The sequence below is a fragment of the Catellatospora sichuanensis genome (genome assembly GCF_007483665.1).
GTDB lineage: Bacteria > Actinomycetota > Actinomycetes > Mycobacteriales > Micromonosporaceae > Catellatospora > Catellatospora sichuanensis.
This window is the reverse complement of record NZ_ML660185.1, coordinates 32337-52038: the sequence shown is the minus strand read 5'-3', so window position 1 is coordinate 52038 and position 19702 is coordinate 32337. Positions and strand designations below refer to the sequence as shown.

18 protein-coding genes are annotated in these 19702 nt (G+C 71.8%); 11 read left to right on the top strand and 7 right to left on the bottom strand.

Annotated elements, in window-relative coordinates:
- Positions 1-51: 51 nt before the first annotated feature.
- On the bottom strand, positions 52-1263 hold the full coding sequence (locus FLL47_RS04155) for a cysteine desulfurase-like protein (RefSeq protein ID WP_144119079.1): 1212 nt from the start codon (positions 1261-1263) through the stop codon (positions 52-54).
- Between the two features lie 177 nt (positions 1264-1440).
- Here FLL47_RS04155 and FLL47_RS04150 point away from each other — a divergent pair, with 177 nt between their 5' ends.
- From FLL47_RS04150 to FLL47_RS04120, 6 genes are all read left to right on the top strand, one after another.
- Positions 1441-1914, top strand: coding sequence for a molybdenum cofactor biosysynthesis protein (locus tag FLL47_RS04150; RefSeq protein WP_144119078.1), 474 nt, complete (start codon positions 1441-1443; stop codon positions 1912-1914).
- Between the two features lie 300 nt (positions 1915-2214).
- Positions 2215-2796, top strand: a complete 582-nt coding sequence (locus FLL47_RS04140; protein WP_144119077.1) for a dihydrofolate reductase family protein — start codon at positions 2215-2217, stop codon at positions 2794-2796.
- 86 nt (positions 2797-2882) lie between these two features.
- The gene (mgrA, locus tag FLL47_RS04135; RefSeq protein ID WP_144119076.1) at positions 2883-3890 is read left to right on the top strand and encodes an L-glyceraldehyde 3-phosphate reductase; all 1008 of its coding nucleotides are present in this window, start codon (positions 2883-2885) and stop codon (positions 3888-3890) included.
- Positions 3890-4585 (top strand): nucleotidyltransferase domain-containing protein, encoded by a 696-nt coding sequence (locus FLL47_RS04130; protein WP_246157524.1) that lies wholly within the window; start codon positions 3890-3892, stop codon positions 4583-4585. The genes mgrA and FLL47_RS04130 overlap by 1 nt, the downstream gene beginning before the upstream one ends.
- Positions 4586-4644: 59 nt before the next feature.
- Positions 4645-6141: an outer membrane protein assembly factor BamB family protein gene (locus FLL47_RS04125; RefSeq protein WP_144119075.1), complete on the top strand. Its 1497-nt coding sequence runs from the start codon at positions 4645-4647 to the stop codon at positions 6139-6141.
- Positions 6138-6902, top strand: coding sequence for a nucleotidyltransferase domain-containing protein (locus FLL47_RS04120; RefSeq protein WP_144119074.1), 765 nt, complete (start codon positions 6138-6140; stop codon positions 6900-6902). The genes FLL47_RS04125 and FLL47_RS04120 overlap by 4 nt, the downstream gene beginning before the upstream one ends.
- 83 nt (positions 6903-6985) lie before the next feature.
- On the opposite strand, the gene FLL47_RS04115 is transcribed toward FLL47_RS04120, so the two are convergent.
- Positions 6986-7165 (bottom strand): hypothetical protein, encoded by a 180-nt coding sequence (locus FLL47_RS04115; RefSeq protein ID WP_144119073.1) that lies wholly within the window; start codon positions 7163-7165, stop codon positions 6986-6988.
- Positions 7166-7233: 68 nt separating this feature from the next.
- The gene (locus FLL47_RS04110; RefSeq protein ID WP_222105954.1) at positions 7234-8202 is read right to left on the bottom strand and encodes a CapA family protein; all 969 of its coding nucleotides are present in this window, start codon (positions 8200-8202) and stop codon (positions 7234-7236) included.
- Between the two features lie 127 nt (positions 8203-8329).
- On the opposite strand from FLL47_RS04110, the gene FLL47_RS04105 reads away from it, so the two are divergent.
- The 3 genes from FLL47_RS04105 (at position 8330) to FLL47_RS04095 (ending at position 11031) form a co-directional block, all read left to right on the top strand.
- Entirely contained in the window at positions 8330-9466 is a 1137-nt protein-coding gene (locus FLL47_RS04105; protein ID WP_144119071.1) for a site-2 protease family protein, read from the top strand.
- 194 nt (positions 9467-9660) lie between these two features.
- The gene (locus FLL47_RS04100; protein WP_144119070.1) at positions 9661-10131 is read left to right on the top strand and encodes a hypothetical protein; all 471 of its coding nucleotides are present in this window, start codon (positions 9661-9663) and stop codon (positions 10129-10131) included.
- Between the two features lie 261 nt (positions 10132-10392).
- A complete protein-coding gene (locus tag FLL47_RS04095; RefSeq protein WP_246157522.1) occupies positions 10393-11031 on the top strand; it encodes a hemerythrin domain-containing protein in 639 nt (212 codons plus the stop codon).
- Between the two features lie 109 nt (positions 11032-11140).
- On the opposite strand, the gene FLL47_RS04090 is transcribed toward FLL47_RS04095, so the two are convergent.
- Positions 11141-11887 carry a DUF72 domain-containing protein gene (locus FLL47_RS04090; protein WP_144119069.1) on the bottom strand — a complete coding sequence of 249 codons (747 nt, stop codon included), beginning with the start codon at positions 11885-11887 and terminating at the stop codon, positions 11141-11143.
- A 55-nt stretch (positions 11888-11942) separates the two neighbouring features.
- Between FLL47_RS04090 and FLL47_RS04085 the strand changes: the two genes are divergently transcribed.
- Positions 11943-12701, top strand: a complete 759-nt coding sequence (locus tag FLL47_RS04085; RefSeq protein WP_186315551.1) for a GNAT family N-acetyltransferase — start codon at positions 11943-11945, stop codon at positions 12699-12701.
- A gap of 72 nt (positions 12702-12773) precedes the next feature.
- Positions 12774-14894 (top strand): alpha-galactosidase, encoded by a 2121-nt coding sequence (locus tag FLL47_RS04080; protein WP_186315550.1) that lies wholly within the window; start codon positions 12774-12776, stop codon positions 14892-14894.
- A gap of 109 nt (positions 14895-15003) precedes the next feature.
- On the opposite strand, the gene FLL47_RS04075 is transcribed toward FLL47_RS04080, so the two are convergent.
- From FLL47_RS04075 to FLL47_RS04065, 3 genes are all read right to left on the bottom strand, one after another.
- Positions 15004-15240 carry a glycine zipper domain-containing protein gene (locus tag FLL47_RS04075; RefSeq protein ID WP_144119068.1) on the bottom strand — a complete coding sequence of 79 codons (237 nt, stop codon included), beginning with the start codon at positions 15238-15240 and terminating at the stop codon, positions 15004-15006.
- A 99-nt stretch (positions 15241-15339) separates the two neighbouring features.
- On the bottom strand, positions 15340-16122 hold the full coding sequence (locus FLL47_RS04070; RefSeq protein ID WP_144119067.1) for a DUF4240 domain-containing protein: 783 nt from the start codon (positions 16120-16122) through the stop codon (positions 15340-15342).
- 67 nt (positions 16123-16189) lie between these two features.
- Complete coding sequence (locus FLL47_RS04065; protein WP_144119066.1) at positions 16190-19507, bottom strand: glycoside hydrolase family 48 protein; 3318 nt, start codon at positions 19505-19507, stop codon at positions 16190-16192.
- Between the last annotated feature and the right edge of the window lie 195 nt (positions 19508-19702).

Here is a 19702-nt window from a genome sequence, read left to right as displayed (position 1 = left end):
ACCGGTCAGACGACGGGCGACGGGCGGATCGAACGCCGGTCGGCAGCAGGTCTAGGCCTGCTTCGCCAGCCCGCGGACGGCGTCCAGGAGCACGTCCACGTCCTCGGTGGTCGTGTAGTGGTAGATGCCCGCCCGCACCGCGCCGCCGGACTCGCGCAGGCCCATCGTGTGGAAGTACTCCCACGCGTAGTAGTCCCCGGCGAACGCGCAGATCCCGGCGTCGCCGAGCAGCCGCGACGTCTCGGCCGGGTGCTGGCCGCCGATCCGGAACGACACCGTCGGGCACCGGTCGGCCGGGGCCGGGCAGAGTGCCACCCCGTCGATCGCGGCGAGCCCCTCGACGAGCCTGGCGAACAGGTCCGCCTCGTAGTCGCGTACCCCGGTCAGGGACGTCAGCAGGCGCTCGCGCCGGGTGCCGGTCGCGGCTGGGTCCAGGCTCGCGAGGTGGTCGACGGCGGCGGTGACCCCGGCCAGCGAGGCGAAGCTCGGCGTGCCGAACTCGAAGCGCTCCGGCACCGCGTCACTGGACGGGCGCAGCTTCTGCGGAACCATGCCCTCCCACGTCGCCGGGTCGGCGACGCAGGCGGCCAGGTGCGGCCCGGACCACTTGTACGCGCTGGTCACGTAGAAGTCCGCGCCCAGCGCGACGACGTCGGTCGGCTGGTGCGGTGTGGCGTGCACCCCGTCGACGAACACCAGCGCGCCCGCGGCGTGCGCGAGCGCGGCGATGGCGGCCACGTCGGGCCGCGTGCCGATCGCGTTGCTGCCTGCGGTCACCGCGACCAGCCGGGTGCGCTCGGTGATCAGATCCTGGTACTGGCCCGTCGGCAGCTCGCCGGTCGCCGCGTCGAACTCGGCCCAGCGCACCGTCGCGCCGCGCTCGGCGGCGACCTGTACCCAGGGGCGCACGTTGGAGTCGTGGTCCAGCCGTGAGACGACCACCTCGTCGTCCGGGCCCCACGACTGGCCGAGGGTCCGTGCGACCAGGTACACCAGCGACGTCGCGCTGTTGCCGAAGACCACCCCGGCCGGGTCCGCGCCGAGCAGGTCGGCGACCGCGCGACGGGCGTCGGTCACCAGCCCGATCGCGCGGCGGCCGGGCGCGAACGCGTCACTGCGGTTGGCGACCGCACCGCGGTAGACGGCGTCGACCGCCCGCGCGACCGGCTCCGCGACCAGCGAACCCGCGGCCGCGTCGAAGTGCCGGAAACCTTCACTCAACGCCGGGTATGCAGCGCGAGCCCGCGCGATGTCGAACGCCATGCCCGCCACCCTAACCACCCCGCCCGCCCTCGTCATGATCCAAACGGCCGGTCGGTGTGCTGCACTTTCGGGGAAAGTGCAGGAACCGGCGACCCGATTGCTGCACTTTCCCCGCAACAGCAGCTCCGGCACGCCCACGGCGGGAAGGGTTTGCCCGGTGGTTCGTAGGATGGGGGCGTGGCGGAGATCGTGCAGTTGCTGGCCTCGCCGGTGCGGCGGTTTCAGGGGCGGCCGGCCGACGGGCCCTCGCCCGCGCCGCCCGCTGAGCTGGTCGAGCAGGTGCGGGTCCGGGCGCAGCTCGGCATCGTCGGCGACCGGTACTTCGGCAGGCAGGCGCACCGCGACGCCAGTGTCACCGTGATCGCGCAGGAGTCGCTGCCACCCGGTGCGGACCTGACCCATGTCCGACGCAACATCCTGACCAGCGGGATCGCCGTCGACGAGCTGGTCGGCTCGGTGCTGGTGCTGGATTCCGGGGACGGGCCGGTGCGGCTGCGCGTCAACCGGCCCGCGAACCCCTGCGCATGGATGGACGTGACGATCGCCCCCGGCGCGTGGCGGGCCCTGCGCGGCCACGGCGGCATCCGCTGCACGCCACTCGACGACGGCATCCTGCGCGTCGGCCCGGTCCAGTACTCGATCGCGGGCTGACCGGCCACCTGACCGGCCGTCACCAGGGTTCGGCGCCGTCCTCGCTGAAGAAGCCCGCCGTCGGGCCGTCCTCGGGCAGCGTCGCCAGCCGCACCGCCACAGCCCGCGCCCTGCGCCGGGGTTCGGGGTCCGGCGTGCCCGTTGAGGTCCGTGGCGCAGTAGCCGGGATCGGCCGCGTTCCCAGTGGACGGCGGAGCATCTCGCCTGAAATCCGGCCACGCTGTCGATCCGGCGGTCACTCGTTCGTATGGAAGGTGACGGGCCGGTGTGGAGCCGGCCGCGGCCGGGCAGGAGAGACACATGCGCAAGCTGATGGTCATCGAGTTCGTGACGCTGGACGGGGTCATGCAGGGCCTCGGGTCGCCCGACGAGGACCGCGACGGCGGCTTCGCGCACGGCGGATGGTCCGCGCCGTACTTCGACGAGGTCCAGGCGTCGTCGGCCGGTGAAGGGCTCAAGGACACCACGGCGTACCTGTTCGGCCGGCGGACGTACGAGAAGATGGCCGCGTTCTGGCCGACCCAGCCTGACGAGAACCCCATGGCGGCACACCTCAACGCGACCCCGAAGCACGTCGCGACGCGCACCCTGACCAGTCTCGACTGGGCGAACGCGCGGGTGCTCGACGGTGCGACGGCCACCGCGGTGCAGGCACTCAAGGAGCAGGGCGACGGCGTGATCGCCGTGCTGGGCAGCGGGGCGCTCGTGCAGGAGCTGATCGCGCAGGGCCTCGTCGACGGGTACCGGCTGTTCCTGCACCCGCTCCTGCTCGGCACCGGCAAGCGCCTGTTCCGCGAGATGCCCCGCCCGCAGCGGCTCCGCCTCGTCGACTGCACCCCGACCGGCACCGGTGTGCTGATGCTCGGCTACGACGTCGAGTAGGGCGAGACATCCCGGCCACCGAGCCGCCTGGTCGTCGCGCGGCACACCCCGGAACGGGCCCGTGGCGGCCCACTAGGCTGATCCATATGACGTACGTGGCAGACCCGAAGCGATACGACTCCATGATCTACCGGCGCAGCGGCCGCAGCGGGCTGAAACTGCCCGCGATCTCGCTGGGCCTGTGGCACAACTTCGGCCACGAGCGTCCGTGGGACCGCCAGCGCGACATCGTGCGGCGCGCGTTCGACCTCGGCGTGACCCACTTCGACCTGGCCAACAACTACGGCCCGCCGCCGGGCGCGGCCGAGGAGAACTTCGGCCGGATGCTGGCGACCGACCTGAAGCCCTACCGCGACGAGCTGGTCATCGCGACGAAGGCCGGCTACGACATGTGGCCGGGCCCGTACGGCGAGTGGGGGTCGCGCAAGTACCTGACCGCGTCCCTGGACCAGTCGCTGCAGCGGATGGGCCTGGACTACGTCGACGTCTTCTACTCGCACCGCTTCGACCCGGAGACCCCGCTCGAGGAGACCATGGGCGCGCTGGACGCGGCCGTGCGCGCGGGCAAGGCGCTGTACGTCGGCATCTCGTCGTACACCTCCGCGCAGACGCGCGAGGCCGCGGCGATCCTGAAGTCGCTGGGCACGCCGCTGCTGATCCACCAGCCGTCCTACTCGATGATCAACCGCTGGACCGAGCGCGACCAGCTGCTGGACACCCTCGAAGAGGTCGGCGCGGGCTGCATCTCGTTCTCGCCGCTGGCCCAGGGCCTGCTGACCGACCGCTACCTGCAGGGCGTGCCGGCGGATTCGCGCATCCGCACCAGCCGCTTCCTCAACGAGGACGCGCTGACCCCGAGCAACCGGGTGAAGGTCGAGGGCCTCAACGCGATCGCCAAGCGGCGCGGGCAGTCGCTGGCCCAGCTGGCGCTGGCCTGGGCGCTGCGCGACGAGCGGATGACCAGCCTGGTCATCGGCGCGTCGAGCGTCGCCCAGCTGGAGAACAACATCGCCGCGCTGGGCAACCTCGACTTCACCGCCGAGGAGCTGACCGAGATCGACCAGTTCGCCACCGAGGCGGAGATCGTCATCTAGTGATCGAGGAGCACCGGCTCGTCACCGAGCACAGCATCCTGTCGGTGGTGGTGGGCTCGCGGGCGTACGGCCTCGCGGGCCCCGCCTCCGACACCGACCGCCGCGGCGTGTTCGTCGCGCCCACCCGGCTGTTCTGGGGCCTGGACAAGCCCCCCACGCACGTGGACGGCCCGGCCGAGGAGCAGTTCTCGTGGGAGGTCGAGCGGCTGTGCACCCTCGCGCTGACGGCGAACCCGACGGTGCTGGAGTGCCTGTGGTCGCCGCTGGTCGAGCTGCTGACGCCGACCGGCGAGCGGCTGCTGGCGGTACGCGGCGCGTTCCTGTCCAGCCGCGCGGCCGAGACCTATGGCCGTTATGCCGCGGACCAGTTCGCGAAGCTGCGCGCGCACCGCGAGCGCACCGGCGACGTGCGCTGGAAGCAGGCCATGCACATGCTGCGGCTGCTGCGGGCCGGGGCGCACGTGCTGCGCTCCGGCGACGTGCTGGTCGACGTGTCCGACGAGCGTGACCTGCTGCTGTCGGTCAAGCGCGGCGAGGTGCCGTTCGCCGAGGTGTCGGCGCTGGCCGAGGCCCGCTCCGCGGACCTGGCGAAGGCGGCTGCCGACACCGTGCTGCCGGCCGAGCCGGACCGGGCCGCGGTGGAGAAGTTCCTGGTGGGCGTACGCGCCGACGGGCTGGAGTCAGCCGTTCGGTGACGGGGACGACCGATCGGGTGGCCTTACGGCACGGCACGGTCGTTGTGGATACTTGCCCGGTGACCCGACCCCTCGGCCGCCGCCTCGCGCTGCTCTGCGCCGCGCTCCTCGCCCTCGCCGCCGCTGCCTGCGACTCCGCGCCCGACGACCCGGCGTTCGTGTCGCCGAGTGCGGCGGTCCCGTCGGGTTCGACGGCTCCCGAGCCGGCCCCGGCCGCGTTCACCGGCTGGCACGACCCCGGGCAGACCGGCAAGCCGTGGGGCGACAAGGTCAAGGGCCTGCTGACGTTCCGGGGCAACCCGACGCGCACCTTCCACGGCTCCGGGCCGCTCCCGAAGACCAAGCCCGAGGAGCTGTGGCGCTTCCCGAAGACGGGCAACATGTGCCGCCCGTCGGTCGACGAGCACGGCGAGCGCATCTGGTGCGGCATGGGCTGGACCGGCCAGCCCGCGGTGTTCGAGCGCGAGGGCAAGACCTGGGTCGTGTTCGGGGCGTACGACGGCAAGGTGCACTTCCTCGACGCGAGCAACGGCGAGCGGATCCTGCCCGACTTCACCACCAACGACATCATCAAGGGCTCGGTGACCATCGACCCGGACGGCTTCCCGCTGGTCTACACGGGTTCGCGCGACGACTACTTCCGCATCATCGCGATCGACGGCGACAAGCCCAAGGAGCTGTGGAAGCTGTCGGCGTACGCGGTGAAGCCGACGCTGTGGAACAACGACTGGGACAGCTCGGCGATCATCATCGACGACTACCTGTTCGAAGGCGGCGAGAACAGCCAGTTCCACATCGTGAAGCTCAACCGGGGCTACGACGCCAACGGCAAGGTCACCGTCAAGCCGAAGCTGATCTGGAACACCCCGAGCTGGGACGAAAAGCTGATCAAGGAGGCCGGGCACAAGACGTTCTCGGTGGAGAACTCGGTCAACGTCTCCGGCAACACCATCTACTTCGCGAACTCGGCCGGTCTCGTGCAGGGCTGGGACATCAGCGGGCTGAAGAGCGGGCAGAAGCCCAAGCGGGTGCTGCGCTTCTGGACCGGCGACGACACCGACGGCTCGATCGTCTCCGACGAGCAGGGCAACCTGTACGTCGGCTCGGAGTACGAGAAGAAGAACGCCCGGTCCAAGACCGTCGGGCAGCTGATGAAGCTGGACCCGAAGAAGCCGAACGACCCGCTGGTCTGGAAGATCGACGAGCGCAACGGCGGCACGTACAGCACCGCGGCGCTGCACAAGGACATCGTCATCTTCGGCACGCACGCCATGGACCTGGTCGGCGTGGACCGCGAGACGGGCAAGGTGCGCTGGCGGCACCACGTGCCGGGCATGGGCCACGGCTCGCCGGTCATCGTCGACGACGTGCTGATCATCGGCGACTGCAACGCCGGTTGGCTGTACGCGTTCGACGTCGCCGACACGTCGGTCGCACCGAAGCCGCTCTGGAAGGTCAAACCGGGCGCCTGCATCGAGTCGACGCCCGCGGTCTGGAACGGAGTGGTCTACGTGGGCACCCGGGCCGGGCAGCTGCACGCCCTCGCGCTGCGATGACGGTCACCATCCCGGACTGGACCGGCCAGGTCGCCGACGAGCAGCCGTACCCGCTCGTCTTCGCGACCGTCAGCGGCGCGCACCTGTACGGCTTCGCCTCGGTCGACTCCGATGTGGATCTGCGCGGGGCACACCTGCTGCCGGCCGAGGAGCTGGTCGGGCTGCGGCACGGCCCGGAGACGATCAACCACATCGGTGACCGGCACGGCGTCGAACTCGACCTGGTCACCCACGACCTGGCCAAGTGCGCCAGGCTGCTGCTCGGCCGCAGCGGCGACGTGCTGGAGCAGGTCACCTCGCCGCTGGTGGTGCGCACCTCGCCGCTGCACGCCGAGCTGCTGGCGCTGGTGCCGGGCTGCCTCAACGCGGGTTACGCCGACCACTACCTGGGCTTCTCGATCTCGTCGGAGAAACTGTTCGCGAGCACCGGCAAGCTCAAGCCCGCGCTGTACCTGCTGCGGGTGCTGGCGACCGGCCTGCACCTGATGCGCACCGGCGAGGTGGTGGCCGACCTGAACCTGCTGCACGAGGACGCGAAGCTGCCGTACGTGCCGGATCTGATCGCGGCCAAGCGCCAGGGCGAGCACCGGCGGCTCGGCGTCGACGCCGGACTGCCCGACCCGGAGCAGATCCTCGCGGACACGTACCGGCTGCGTGAGCGGCTCCGTGAGGCGAAGGCCGCGACGGGGCTGCCCGCGTCGCCGACCGCCCACGACGCGCTGCACGACCTGATCGTGCGGGCCCGCCTGGCCGGGCACTGACCGCCCCTGGCAGCAAAGGGCCCGCCTGCGCCCCTGACCGGCGCAGGCGGGCGTGCAAGGGCCCGCGCGAGGCGGGCCGGGTGTTACCGGCGGCGCCAGTTGCCGCCGCGCACGGCGGCGGCGAAGCCGGCCAGGTGCAGCGCGACGAAGAGGAGGCCCAGCAGGGTCAGCGTGCCGACGGTGAACAGCGGCTCGACGCCCTCGCCGAGCAGGTCGAGCAGCAGGGCGAGCCCGAAGCAGATCGCGGCGATGATGGCGAACATCGAAACTCCAGTTATGTCAGAGGGGGTTGCCTGACACTGGGATGTCCACATGCGCATGAGCGCAAACCTCAGCGCATCGCCACCAGTAAGCGGCCCTGCTCCGTGACGGTCACCTGGGAGCCCAACTCCGCGCAGGCCTTGCCGAACCGCCACCCGATCCACTCCGCCTCGTGCGGCACGGCCGGCCGGGTACGGGTGAAGTCCAGCGCCAGCGGCACCGCCTCGACCGACACCGGCCCCTGCTCGTCGATGGTGACCTCGAACAGCAGCCCGAGGTCGTTGCGCAGCCCGGGGTCGACGGCGTAGTCGTCGACGAAGTCGCCCAGGTCGTACAGCACCGGCCCGTGCACGCCGTGGAACACGTGTGCCGAATGCCCGGCCACCAGCGTCGCCCCGGCCGCCAGCAGCTGCGTCGCGGCCTCCCGCACGTGCCCGACCGGGCCGCTGGTCATGTTCGGCCCCCAGTGCGGTGTCACCAGCGCCACGTCGACCTGCGCGGCCATCTCGCCGACCAGCTCGGTCAGCCAGTCCGGCACGCCGTGCCGCAGGTCGGCGAAGGCCACCCCGGGCGAGTCCTCGGTCGCCGCGAAGTCCTGCGGGTGATCGGTCACCCCGAGCACACCGACGCGTGTCCCGCCCGCCTCCAGCAGCCGCCAGGCCCGCGCCCGCTGCTGGTCGGGGCCCGCGCCCACCACCGCGACCCCGACCCGGTCCAGGTGGTCCAGGGTGTCGGCGAGCGCGACCGGGCCGAAGTCCAGGGCGTGGTTGTTGGCCAGGGTCACGCAGTCCACGCCCAGCCACGCCAGCAGGCCCGCGGCGCGGGGCGGGGCGCGGAAGAAGAACGGTTTGCCCGGCGCGGGCCACGGCTCACCGCGCTCGGAGATGCAGCACTCCAGGTTCACCACGCAGAGGTCCGCGGCGGCGGTGAGCTGCTGCACCTGTTCGGCGAAGATCTCCTCGTACGCCGCGTGGCCGAGGGTGAGCCGGTCCCCCACGGACCGGCCGAGCATCGTGTCCCCCGCCAGCACGAGCTTCACGCCCCCATTGTGCTCCCTCGGCGATCTTGCGGGAGGCCGGCCCGCATACCAGGACCTATCCGACCGTTCGGACAAGATCCCTGACAGTGGACACGGCGAGGGATGATAGGGGCACAGGAGGGCGGCTATGCGACCGACTCTGCGGTTGGGCAGCATCGCCGGCATCCCGGTCGGTGTGCACTGGTCGGTTCTGGTGATCATGCTGCTGCTGGGCCAGGGGCTGGCGACCGCCGTGCTGCCCGCGGGCGCGCCGGGCGGCTCCGCCGGGACGTACTGGATCGTCGCCCTCGCGGTCACCGTGCTGTTCCTCGGCTCGCTGCTGGCACACGAGCTCAGCCACGCGATCGTGGCCCGCCACTACGGGGTGAGCGTCCGCCGGATCACGCTGTGGCTGCTCGGCGGCATGGCTGAGCTGGAGTCCGAGCCGCCGCACGCCCGCGCCGACCTGTTCGTCGCGCTCGCCGGGCCACTGGCCAGCCTCGCCGCGGCCGCCCTGTTCGGCGCGGCCGCCGGCGGCCTCTACCTGACCGGGATCGCCCCGCTGGCCTGGGTCGCGCTGGCCTGGCTCGCCCTGGTCAACGCGGTGCTCGCGGTGTTCAACCTGCTGCCCGGCGCACCCCTGGACGGCGGCCGGGTGCTGCGCGCGGCGCTGTGGTGGTGGCGCGGCGACCGGGCCTTCGCCGCCCGCACGGCCGCTCGGGCGGGGATGGTCGTCAGCATCCTGATGATCGCGGGCGGCACGCTGCAGGTGCTGTGGCTGGCCGACATCGGCGGCCTGTGGCTGGTGCTGCTCGGCTGGTTCCTGCTGTTCGCGGGCCAGGCCGAGCAGGCCGACACCCGGCTGCGCACCGCCCTGACCGGCATCCTGGTGCGCGACGCGATGGTCCCGCCGCCGGTGGTCGGCTACGTCAGCCAGCGCCTGGCGGACTTCATCACGGTCGCCGCCGCGCACCGCCCCGCCGACGCCTACCCCGTGCTCGACCCCGACGGCCGCCCCGCCGGCCTGGTCACCCTGTTCTCCCTGGCCCGCCTCAGCCCCGCCCAGCGCGCCGACAAGACCCTGCGTGACGTCCGCTTCCCCATGGACCGCCTGACCGTCCTGTCCCCCGACGACCCCCTCGAAGAAGCCGCCCGCCGCATCCTCTCCAGCCGCCTCCCCTCCCTCGTCATAGACCAGGGCACCCTCGTAGGCATCCTCACCCCCGCCGACCTCAACCGCACCATCGACCTATCCACCCTCCGCGAAGGAAGGGCACCTTCTTAACGGTTTCCGTAGAGGAAGGGCACCTTCTTAACTCTTTGCCCCAGCTGAGCTGGGCTGCTGCGCTGGATCGGCATCGGCGCAGTCGACGGCCGGCCTACCGGCCCAAGGCGCTTTGGGCCAGGGGCTTTCAGCCGCCGCTTCCCACCGGAGCGGCTTGTTGCACATCCATGGCAACAGCGGATACCTTGCGAAACGTGTCGTCACCCGGTGTCTTCGTCGAGGCCATCCTGCTCTCCGCGCGGGACGGTGGCCTGCGCTTCCGCCAGTGCCGCGCCGCGGTCACCGGCGGCGCACACCCGGACGACGTCGCCCGGCAGCTCGCGCGCCTGTCCCCGTGCACCGAGGGCGGGCTGCTGCACTCGACCTCGTGGCGGGTCGAGGACGGCGTCGTGGTGCTGACGTACGCCGCCCTGCCCGACCTGGACCCGCAGCACACCCGGCCGGTGCGCCTCGACGCGATGACCTCCGGCCCGCACCCGCTCGCGCCCAGTCCCGCGACCGTCGACCTGGACGCCGTCGCCGCGCACGCCTGCCGCCACCTCGCGATGCTGGCCGACACCGACGGCACCGTGGCAGCCGCGACCCGGCTGCTGCCGCACCTGTGGGAGCCGCTGCGCAAGCTCGTCCCGGTCCCCGCCGGCGCACTCGCCGCAGTGCCGGTCTAGCCGGACGCACCACCCTCCCCGCCCCGAGTCGTGATGGGAGCCGGTGCCGCGTCGGCGGCGACGCCGTTGCGCCAGGAACTCCGCGAGCGACCGGCGACACCACGCTCAGCCGGCACGCGGAGCCTCCCGTTCGTGTGTGCCGCGGCCCGCGCGCGGATGCGGCCGCCCTAGCGCTGCCGCGATTCTGTGGATTCAGGACTAACGGCAGCCCGGATCGGGTAGACAACGAAAGAACGACTAATCGGACCTTCGGGAGGAACCATGAGCCAGACGGCGAGCACCACCCGCCAGCGCAAGGCCACGACCCCGGCGAAGAAGGCGGCCAAGGCCACCAAGACGATGGCAAAGACGACCGCCAAGGCCGCCCCCAAGTCCGCGGTCAAAACCTCGCAGGGCAAGAAGTCCATGCCGGCGGCCGCCGTGGGCCAGGACGCGATCGCGCTGCTGAAGGACGACCACAAGGTGGTCGAGAAGCTGTTCAAGGAGTTCGAGAAGGCCGGCGATTCCGCGTATGCCAAGAAGCGCAAGATCGTCGACCAGGTGATCAGCGAGCTGACCACGCACGCGTACATCGAGGAGACCCTGTTCTACCCGACGGCGCGCAAGGCCGCTCCGGAGACCGGCGAGCACGTGCTGGAGAGCGTCGAGGAGCACCACGTGGTGGCCTGGATGCTGTCCGAGCTGGCGAACACCGACCCGCACGACGAGCGCTTCGACGCCAAGATGACGGTGCTGATGGAGAACGTCCGCCACCACGTCAAGGAGGAGGAGCAGGAGTGGTTCCCCGAGGTCCGCAAGGCGATGAGCCGCGGTGACCTCAAGGAGCTGGGCGCGAAGATGGAGGCGGCCAAGAGCAAGGCCCCGTCCGACCCGCTGAAGCTGCGCAGCGCCAAGTCCTGATCCACCGACCGCCGCCCCGGACCGCGCCCGCGGCCCGGGGCGGCGGCGTTGCGTCCCGGCCCGAAAGACCAGCTCACCGCCAGGTTGGCGTTAAGAAGGTGCCCTTCCTCTACGCAGAGCGATGTGAAGGTGCCCTTCCTTTCGTACGGGTCGTGAGGGCTTGGGCGTCGGCGATGGCGGCGGCGTTCGGGTCGTTGTTGAAGTAGACGTAGACGGGGGCGTTGGTGGGGAACGTGTCGGTGATGCGGGACAGCCAGGAGGCGAGGGCGGCGCGGCCGTAACGGGGGCGGGGGTCGGCGCGGCCCTCGTGGAAGCGGAGATAGCCGAAGTCGGCGGTGCGCCAGAGCGGGGTGATCGGGCGGCCCAGTCGGTCGGCCCAGCACAGGGCCGCGTCGTGGTGTTCCAGGACGGCGCGGGTGTCGTCGGTCCACCAGGAGCGGTGGCGGGGTTCCACCGCGACGCGGATGTGCGGCGGGAAGCAGGCCAGTGCGGCGGACAGGGCTTCGGGGTCGGCGCGCAGGGTCGGCGGGAGTTGGAGGAGCACGGGGCCGAGGTGGTCGCCGAGTGCGGCGACCACCCCGAGGAAGCGGTCGACCGGCTCCCGCGGATCGCGTAGCCGTTTGATGTGGGTGAGGTAGCGGCTCATCTTGACCGCCATCACGAAGCCGTCGGGCAGCTGCTCGCGCCACTGCGCGAAGGTCTCGCGCCGCGGCAGGCGGTAGAAGACGCTGTTGACCTCGACGGTCGGGAAGTGCTCGGCGTAGTGCCGCAGCCAGAGGCGCTGCGGCAGGCCGGGTGGGTAGAACGGGCCGCGCCAGTCGGCGTACTGCCAGCCGGACGTCCCGACGACGATCACCGTTCCAGTGTCACCCGGGACCGGCCCGGCCAAACCTTCGTGTGATCATCGAGCGGTGGCGGTGACGAGTGTGCACGACCGGGACGAGCTGGCGCGGCTGCTGGGCGGCGATCCCGCGCTGCACGCGTACCAGCTCGGCGATCTCGACGACTTCTTCTGGCCCTACACCAGCTGGTATCGCGCCGGCGACGCGGTCGCGCTGGTGTACCACGGCGGCGGCCTGCCCGTCCTGCTCGCCTTCGAGCACCGCCCGCAGGCGTCGCACGCGCTGCTGGCGGGGCTCGTGCCGCTGCTGCCGCGCTGCTTCTACGCGCACCTGTCCCCCGGTGCCGAACAGGTGCTGGGTGCGCACTTCGACGCCGCGCCCGGCGGCCCGCACCTGAAGATGGCGCTGACCGGCCCGACCGCGCTCGCCGCCCCGCTCGGCGACGTGCTGACACCCGCCGACCTGCCGGAACTGCTCGCCTTGTACGCCGAGGCCTACCCCGACAACTGGTTCGACGCCCGGATGCTGGAGACCGGGCAGTACGTCGGGGTGCGCCGCGACGGGGAGCTGCTGGCGGTGGCGGGCGTGCACGTGTGGTCGCCGAAGTACCGGGTGGCGGCGCTGGGCAACGTCACCACGCATCCGCGGGCCCGCGGCGAGGGACTGGCCCGGGGCGCGGTGTCGGCGCTGTGCCGACGGCTGCTGGACACGGTCGACCACGTGACCTTGAACGTGCGGGCCGACAACGCGGCCGCGCGGGCGCTGTACGCCGGTCTCGGGTTCACCGCCGCGGCTGAGTACGGCGAGTTCACCTTCACCGCGCGTTGACGGACGACGGCCCGCCTCCTACGCTCTACGCCGTCCGGTGATGTTGGATTTCGTTGGAACAGGTGGAATTCAGTGGGCGGTTCGGAGCTGGTGGCGCTGCGCGCCGCAGGGGTGTCGCTGGTGCTCGACGTGGCCGGTCCCCGCGTGCCGCGGGTGCTGCACTGGGGCGCCGACCTCGGCGATACCGGGCCCGACCTGCTCCAGCAGCTGGCCGTCGCGCAGGACGCGGGCGGCAACGCGCTGCCGCCTGCCACGCCGCTGCTGCCCGCCCAGCACGACCGCTGGGCCGGCCGCCCCGGCCTGACCGGCCACCGCGACGGCGGCCCCGGCCACCTGCGGCTCAGCCTGACGGAGCCGGTCACGGTCGCCGTCGACCCGACCGGCGGGGGTACGGTGACCGCGACGTCCCACGACGAGGTCGCGGGCATCGCGGTGCGCACCGAACTGGAACTCACCCCGCAGGGCCTGATCCGCCAGCGCCACGCCGTCACCAACACCGCGCCGGGCGTGTGGCACGTCGACAGCCTGCTCTGCCTGCTCCCGGTGCCCGCCCAGGCGGCCGAGGTGCTGGACTTCACCGGCCGGTGGTCCCGCGAGCGGGCGCCGCAGCGCAGCGCGTTCGGCGACCAGACCATCGCCCACGAGAGCCGCCGCGGCCGCACGGGCTTCGGGGCGCCGTCGCTGTTCAGCGCGGGCACCGCCGGTTTCGGCTTCCGCAGCGGCGAGGTGTGGGGCGTGCACGTCGGCTGGTCCGGCGACCACCAGCACCTGGCCCAGCGCCTGCCGGACCGCGACGGCGTGCTCGGCGGCGGCGAGCTGCTGGCCCCCGGGGAGGTGCGGCTGGCCGAGGGCGAGACCTACACCGGCCCGTGGGCGCACTTCGCCTACTCCGCATCCGGGTTGGACGGGCTGTCCGCGGCGGTGCACGGCTGGCTGCGCGCCCGCCCATCGCATCCGGTCTCGCCCCGGCTGCTGACGCTGAACACCTGGGAGGCGGTCTACTTCGACCACGACCTGGGCAAGCTGACCGCGCTCGCGCGTACCGCCGCCGAGCTGGGCGTGGAACGCTTCGTGCTGGACGACGGCTGGTTCCTGGGCCGCCGCGACGACAAGGCAGGCCTCGGCGACTGGCACGTCGACGCCGATGTGTGGCCCGACGGGCTGCACCCGCTGGTCGACGAGGTGAACCGGCTCGGCATGCAGTTCGGGCTGTGGGTCGAGCCGGAGATGGTCAACCCGCGCTCCCGGCTGGCCGAGCTGCACCCGGACTGGGTGCTGGCCGCGCCTGGCCGGCTGCCCGAGGAGCAGCGCTGGCAGCACGTGCTCGACGTGGCCCGCCCCGAGGTCTTCGACCATCTGCTGGAGCGGCTCGACGCGCTGGTCACCGAGTACCGCCCGGCGTACCTGAAGTGGGACCACAACCGCGACCTGGTCGAGGCGGTGCACGACGGCGCCGCCGGGGTGCACGCGCAGACCGAGGCTGTCTACCGGCTGCTCGACGCGCTGCGCGAGCGGCACCCCGGCCTGGAGATCGAGTCGTGCTCGTCCGGCGGCAGCCGCGTCGACCTCGGCGTGCTGGCCCGCACCGACCGGGTGTGGGGTTCGGACAACAACGACCCGATGGAGCGCCAGCACATCCAGCGCTGGACCGGCCTGCTGCTGCCGCCGGAGCTGGTCGGCTGCCACGTCGGCCCGCCGGTCTCGCACACCAACGGCCGCGCCACCTCGCTGGCTTTCCGCTGCGCCACCGCACTGTTCGGCCATGCGGGCATCGAATGGGACATCACCGGCTGCACCGACGACGAGCTGGCCGCCCTGCGTTCCTGGATCGCGGCGTACCGGCGGCTGCGGGGCCTGATCCACACCGGACGCACGGTGCGCGCCGACCATCCGGACCCGTCGGCACACCTGTACGGCGTGGTCGCCGCGGACGGCGGGCACGCGCTGTTCGCGTACGCCCAGCTCGGTTCGAGCGCCCGGGACGGCGCCACCCGGCTGCGCCTGCCGGGCCTGGACCCCGACGCCTCCTACCGGTTGTCGCTGCTGCCCGAGCTGCCCGGCCCGCAGCTGCACGGCCGCCCGTGGCAGCCGGACCTGACGCTCACCGGCGCGGCCCTGGCCGGCCACGGCCTGCTCGCTCCCCCGCTGCGCCCGGCGGAGGCGTTCGTACTGGAGCTGCGCCGGAAGTCCTGACCGCCACCGACCACCGCTCCGGGTTGATCATGAACTTATGGCACGGCTCGACGGCATGTCGGGTGCCGAACTTCATGATCACCTGGCGCAGCGGCAGGCCGGGGCCCGATCAGGGCTTCGAACCGCGGCGCTGCGCCTGGATGCCGACGCCGAGCGCGACACCCACGGCGATGCCGACGCCGATGCCCATGGACACGTCGCCCAGCGCCGAGCCCAGGGCCGCGCCGAACGCGACGCCCAGTGCGATGCCCAGCGCGAGGGCGCTGCCCGAGTCCTTGCCCGCAGCCCCGGTGTCGCCCGCACCCGGGTCCTCGACGGGCTTGTCGGTGCCCCTGCCGTCCGTCACGGTCGCCTCCCCACTGTCGGGCAGCCCATACCCGATCCGGTCTGAACCATGCCAGACGCCGTCAACCCACCCGGTGGCGGGATCAGGCGCGCCGACCGGTCACTCCGGCAGGCCGGGGATCGCCAGCTGCCCGGGAATCTCCGGGACGGGTCCGCCGCCGCGGGCTTCGTCCGGGCCGGGCGGACCGCCGGGCACCGGAGGCACGGGCGGCAGCGGCTCGGCCGCCGGGTGCGGGAAGAGCCGAGCGAGTTCGGGCAGGCGGCGGGCCGTCTCGACCGGGTCGTCGAAGTTCCAGTGCTCGTCCTGCAGGGTCTGCAGCCGGGGCTTGCTCCGGTGCTCCTCGACCGCGCGGTAGATGTTGGCGCCGTGGCCGCGTACCCCTTCGAAGGCCTCCGAGGCGGCGTAGTTGAGCTCCTCCCACTCCGGCCACTCGTCGGCGCGCCAGTCGCCGCGCTCGCGGCCGGCCAGGCTGCGGACCTGCGGCAGGCGCGCCAGCGCGTCCGGGTCGTCGGCCAGACGCTCGAAGGCGTCCCGGCCCAGACTCATCAGCCAGGTGCGGAAGTAGCAGAAGCCGTCGTCGGAGCAGCCGCCGAAGATCCGGTACGCCGCGCCCCACATCAGCCAGGTCATGGCGCGGTCGGACGCGTCGTCCAGGTGCGCCTCGAACTCCAGGATCTCCTCGACCTCACGTGCCGCGAGCTGCGCCTGGATCCAGCCGGCACGGCGCGCCCGGCCGGGATCCTCCCGCACCGCCCGCTCGATGAGCCCCCAGAACTCCCCCACATCCACGGCAGGCACTCTCCCACATCCGTCCGACGGTCCCACCCCGGCACCGATGTCGATCACGGTGCCGGGGTGGTACAGGCCGTCGAACACGTCCACAAGTTCATGATCGACGGAAGGGGAGCGGACCCGGGCGGGCGGGGGCCGCCCGCCCGGGGTGGGTGGGTCAGCCTGCGGGGAACAGGCTGCCGTAGTCGGCGAACGCCATGGCGATGTCCGACTGGGCCCAGAAGCGGTGGTAGGTGAAGGTGGGGGCTGGGCCGGTGCCGTTCATGTAGGCCTGGACCGCGGGCCAGGCCGGGTCGGTGGCGTAGAACGGGCGGACGGACATGAAGGTCGAGCTGGAGTTGATCGGCACGCCGGTGCCCATGGTGCCGCTGAAGCCCGACGGGACGTACATGCCGGTCTGCGTGGTGGCGTTCCACACGTCGTCGAACCGGTTGTAGTCCTCGCGGACCTCCGGCACCACGATGCCCTTGGTGTCGTTCGCCTTGAGCAGGATCATCCGGTCCAGCAGGCCCTTCGCGGTCGCCTTGGCGGAGTTGCCCAGGGTCGAGCCGTTCTCCTTGGCCGCGTAGTAGGTCAGGGTACGGGCGTAGGCCGCCGCGACGCCGACGTCGTTGCTGGTCTTGGAGACCGTGACGTGCAGGCCGGGGTTGGCCGCCGGGGTGCCGCCGCCGCTGAAGTTGCCGGACGGCTGGCCCGACCAGGTCATGTCACCGGGGATGGTGAACGCCGAGCCCGAGCCGAGGGTGGTGTTCGCGACCGCCCAGGCGACCCACTTGTCGAGGATCTGCTTGGCCTTGGCGTTGCCCGTGACGTAGTACAACTCCGCCACCCGGTGCAGCGACCACGCCTGGAAGCCGAACCACTGGTTGCTCGGCGGGTCGTGGTAGACCGGCTTCACGTCGTACGCCATGCCGTAGAAGGTGGGCGTGCCGGCGGGAGGCGCCGAGTAGTTGCCGTTCCAGCTGTTCGTCGCGCCACCGGCGATGGCGCCCTCGGCCGACTGCAGCCAGAGGTAGAAGTCCAGCTGCCGGGTGAGGCTGATGTCCCAGTCGGCCGCCGCCGTGGGCGACTGCGGGCGCAGCGCCGACGGGCCCGACGAGCCGAGCACGTACGCCGCCAGCGGGTTCTGGTAACCCTGGTGGTTGTGGCTGGAGCCGATGCGCCACGACCACGCCCCGCCGATGTCGCCGCCCCACGCGTAGTACCAGGACATCAGGTAGTTGGAACTGCTCTTGCCACTGCCCGGCGTGCAGGAGGTGGAGGTGCAGCCCGGGGTCTTGAAGTACTTGTCGTACATCGCGTACCGCAGGTAGTCACCCATCTTCGCGGCCTTCGCGATGGTCGCCGAGATCTGCGACTGGTTGCCCTGGGCCGTGGCCCACTGCAGCGCCCAGTACGCCGCCTCGACGGCACGCGCGTCGGCGTCCGGCGCGTTGGTGTACCGCCACTGGTTGGTGCCCGAGCCCTGGATGAACAGCGCCGGGAAGTTCGCGAACCGGCCCGTGTCACAGGACGGGTGCGCGACCGTCTCCCAGGTGGACTCCTGCGGCCCGCGCTGGAACGTGTTGATGTAGGTGACCCGCTGCGTGCTGTCGCCGCACTCGGCGCCGGTACGGCCGGTGCCGTACTTGTACACGTCGTCGACGTCCAGCAGCCAGTGCATGCCGTAGATGTTGCGGTTGCCGTACGTGCTCTGCAGCTCGTTGGCCAGCGGGTCCTGGCCGGCGACCACGCTGGTGCTCAGCGGCACCGGGTAGCCGTTGGGCTGCAGCGACTCGGGCGCGTAGTCGGCCGGGTCGGCCGGGTTGTACGTGCTCTGCCCCGGCTGGGCGGCCGCGGACGGGATGATGTACTGCTCGGTGATGTTCCAGGCGTTGTTGAACGGGGTCCAGTTGCCGGTGACCCGGCCGTACTGGGCCTCCATCCAGATCCAGAAGCTGAACGCCTCCGACGTCGTCTCGTGGCCGTGGTCGGGCGCCTCGACGAGCAGCGTCTCGATGGTGTGGTACGGGATGCCCTCCGGCGAGAAGTAGCCGTTGGCCGGGTTCTTGAGCTTGTTGTACTGCGTGGTGAACTCGGTGATGTAGGCGTTGGCGGTGTTCTCGTCGTCGACCTCCGTCGCGGTGACGGTCACCGAGGAAAGCCCGCTGGACGCGACCGTGATCGGCCGGGTGCCATTGGTGGCGTCGGTGTCCTGCGCCGCGGCGAGGGTGACGTTCTGCGTGGTGTTCCAGTTGCTGGTCGTGAACGTCAGGCTCGCGCCCGACGACACGGTGAGGTTGCTGTCGCCCGAGCCCGCGGTCGAGGTGACCGTGACGTTGCCGCTCGGCTGGGCGGCCAGGCGCACCGCGTACACGGCGGTCGAGCCCTCGGGCACGTTCACGCTGGTCGGCGTGACGACGAGGGACTGCGGCGTGACCGTGTCGTTGTCGGCCTCGGTCGCGTTCACCGTCACCGAGGTCAGCCCGCTGGACGCGACCGTGAACGGCCGGGTGCCGTTGGCGGTGTCGGAGTCCTCGGCCGCGGCCAGGGTCACGGTCTGGGCGGTGCTCCAGTTGCTCGTCGTGAACGTCAGGCTCGCGCCCGACGACACGGTGAGGTTGGCGTCACCGGAGCCGGCCGTGTTCGTCACCGTCACGTTGCCCGACGGCTGCGCGGCCAGGCGCACGGTGTAGGTCGCCGTGGCGCCCTCGGGCACGCTCACGCTGGTCGGCGTGACGACGAGGGACTGCGGCGTGACCGTGTCGTTGTCGGCCTCGGTCGCGTTCACCGTCACCGAGGTCAGCCCGCTGGACGCGACCGTGAACGGCCGGGTGCCGTTGCTCGTGTCGGAGTCCTCGGCCGCGGCCAGGGTGACGATCTGGTTGGTGTTCCAGTTGCTCGTCGTGAACGTCAGGCTCGCGCCCGACGACACGGTGAGGTTGCTGTCACCGGAACCCGCGGTCGTGGCGACCGTGACGTTGCCGCTCGGCTGTGCCGACAGGCGCACCGCGTAGGTCGCGGTGCCGCCCTCGGGCACGCTCACCGACGTCGGCGACACGACCAGGCTCACCGTCGGCGTGGTGCCGCCGCAGGAGACACCGTTGATCGCGAAGTTGGACGGGTTGGTGTTCGTGCCGCTGTAGGAGGCGTTGAACCCGATGCCGGTCGACGCGCCCGTGGCCAGGCTGCCGTTGTAGGACAGGCTCGTCGCGGTGACGTTCTGGCCGGACTGGGCGTAGTTGGCCGACCAGCCCTGGATGCCGCCCTGGTTGCCGGGCCAGGTCCAGGTGAGCGACCAGCTGGTCAGCGGGTCGCCGGTGTTGGTGATGTTGATGTTCGCGCCGAAGCCGCTGCCGTTGTCCCAGGCCTTGGTATAGGTCACCTGGCAGGACACGGCGGCCTGGGCCGGGGACGCGATCGTCGCCCCCGTGACCACGACCATGGCGCCGACCGCGGCCAGCGCGACGCGACGCCTTAACGTGCGGAAACTCATGAGCTCTCCTCATGGAGCGGTGCCGGCCGCTTGTCCCGGATCGGGCCGTGGACGGGACGGATACGCGGCGGCCGCGCAGCGGCCAGCCAGGCGCCGTCCGGTCCCACCGGTTGCCCTCGGCCGCCCGTTCCGCGTGTGGCTCCACACGAGTAGATGCATCGTCGCATCGACCCCTGCTGATCACAAGGGTCGATC

Excerpts from the sequence above, each read along its gene's own strand:
- FLL47_RS04155 (WP_144119079.1), bottom strand. The coding sequence starts at position 1,263 with ATGGCGTTCGACATCGCGCGGGCTCGCGCTGCATACCCGGCGTTGAGT.
- FLL47_RS04140 (WP_144119077.1), top strand. The coding sequence starts at position 2,215 with ATGCGCAAGCTGATGGTCATCGAGTTCGTGACGCTGGACGGGGTCATG.
- mgrA (WP_144119076.1), top strand. The coding sequence starts at position 2,883 with ATGACGTACGTGGCAGACCCGAAGCGATACGACTCCATGATCTACCGG.
- FLL47_RS04120 (WP_144119074.1), top strand. The coding sequence starts at position 6,138 with ATGACGGTCACCATCCCGGACTGGACCGGCCAGGTCGCCGACGAGCAG.
- FLL47_RS04115 (WP_144119073.1), bottom strand. The coding sequence starts at position 7,165 with ATGTTCGCCATCATCGCCGCGATCTGCTTCGGGCTCGCCCTGCTGCTC.
- FLL47_RS04105 (WP_144119071.1), top strand. The coding sequence starts at position 8,330 with ATGCGACCGACTCTGCGGTTGGGCAGCATCGCCGGCATCCCGGTCGGT.
- FLL47_RS04095 (WP_246157522.1), top strand. The coding sequence starts at position 10,393 with ATGAGCCAGACGGCGAGCACCACCCGCCAGCGCAAGGCCACGACCCCG.
- FLL47_RS04065 (WP_144119066.1), bottom strand. The coding sequence starts at position 19,507 with ATGAGTTTCCGCACGTTAAGGCGTCGCGTCGCGCTGGCCGCGGTCGGC.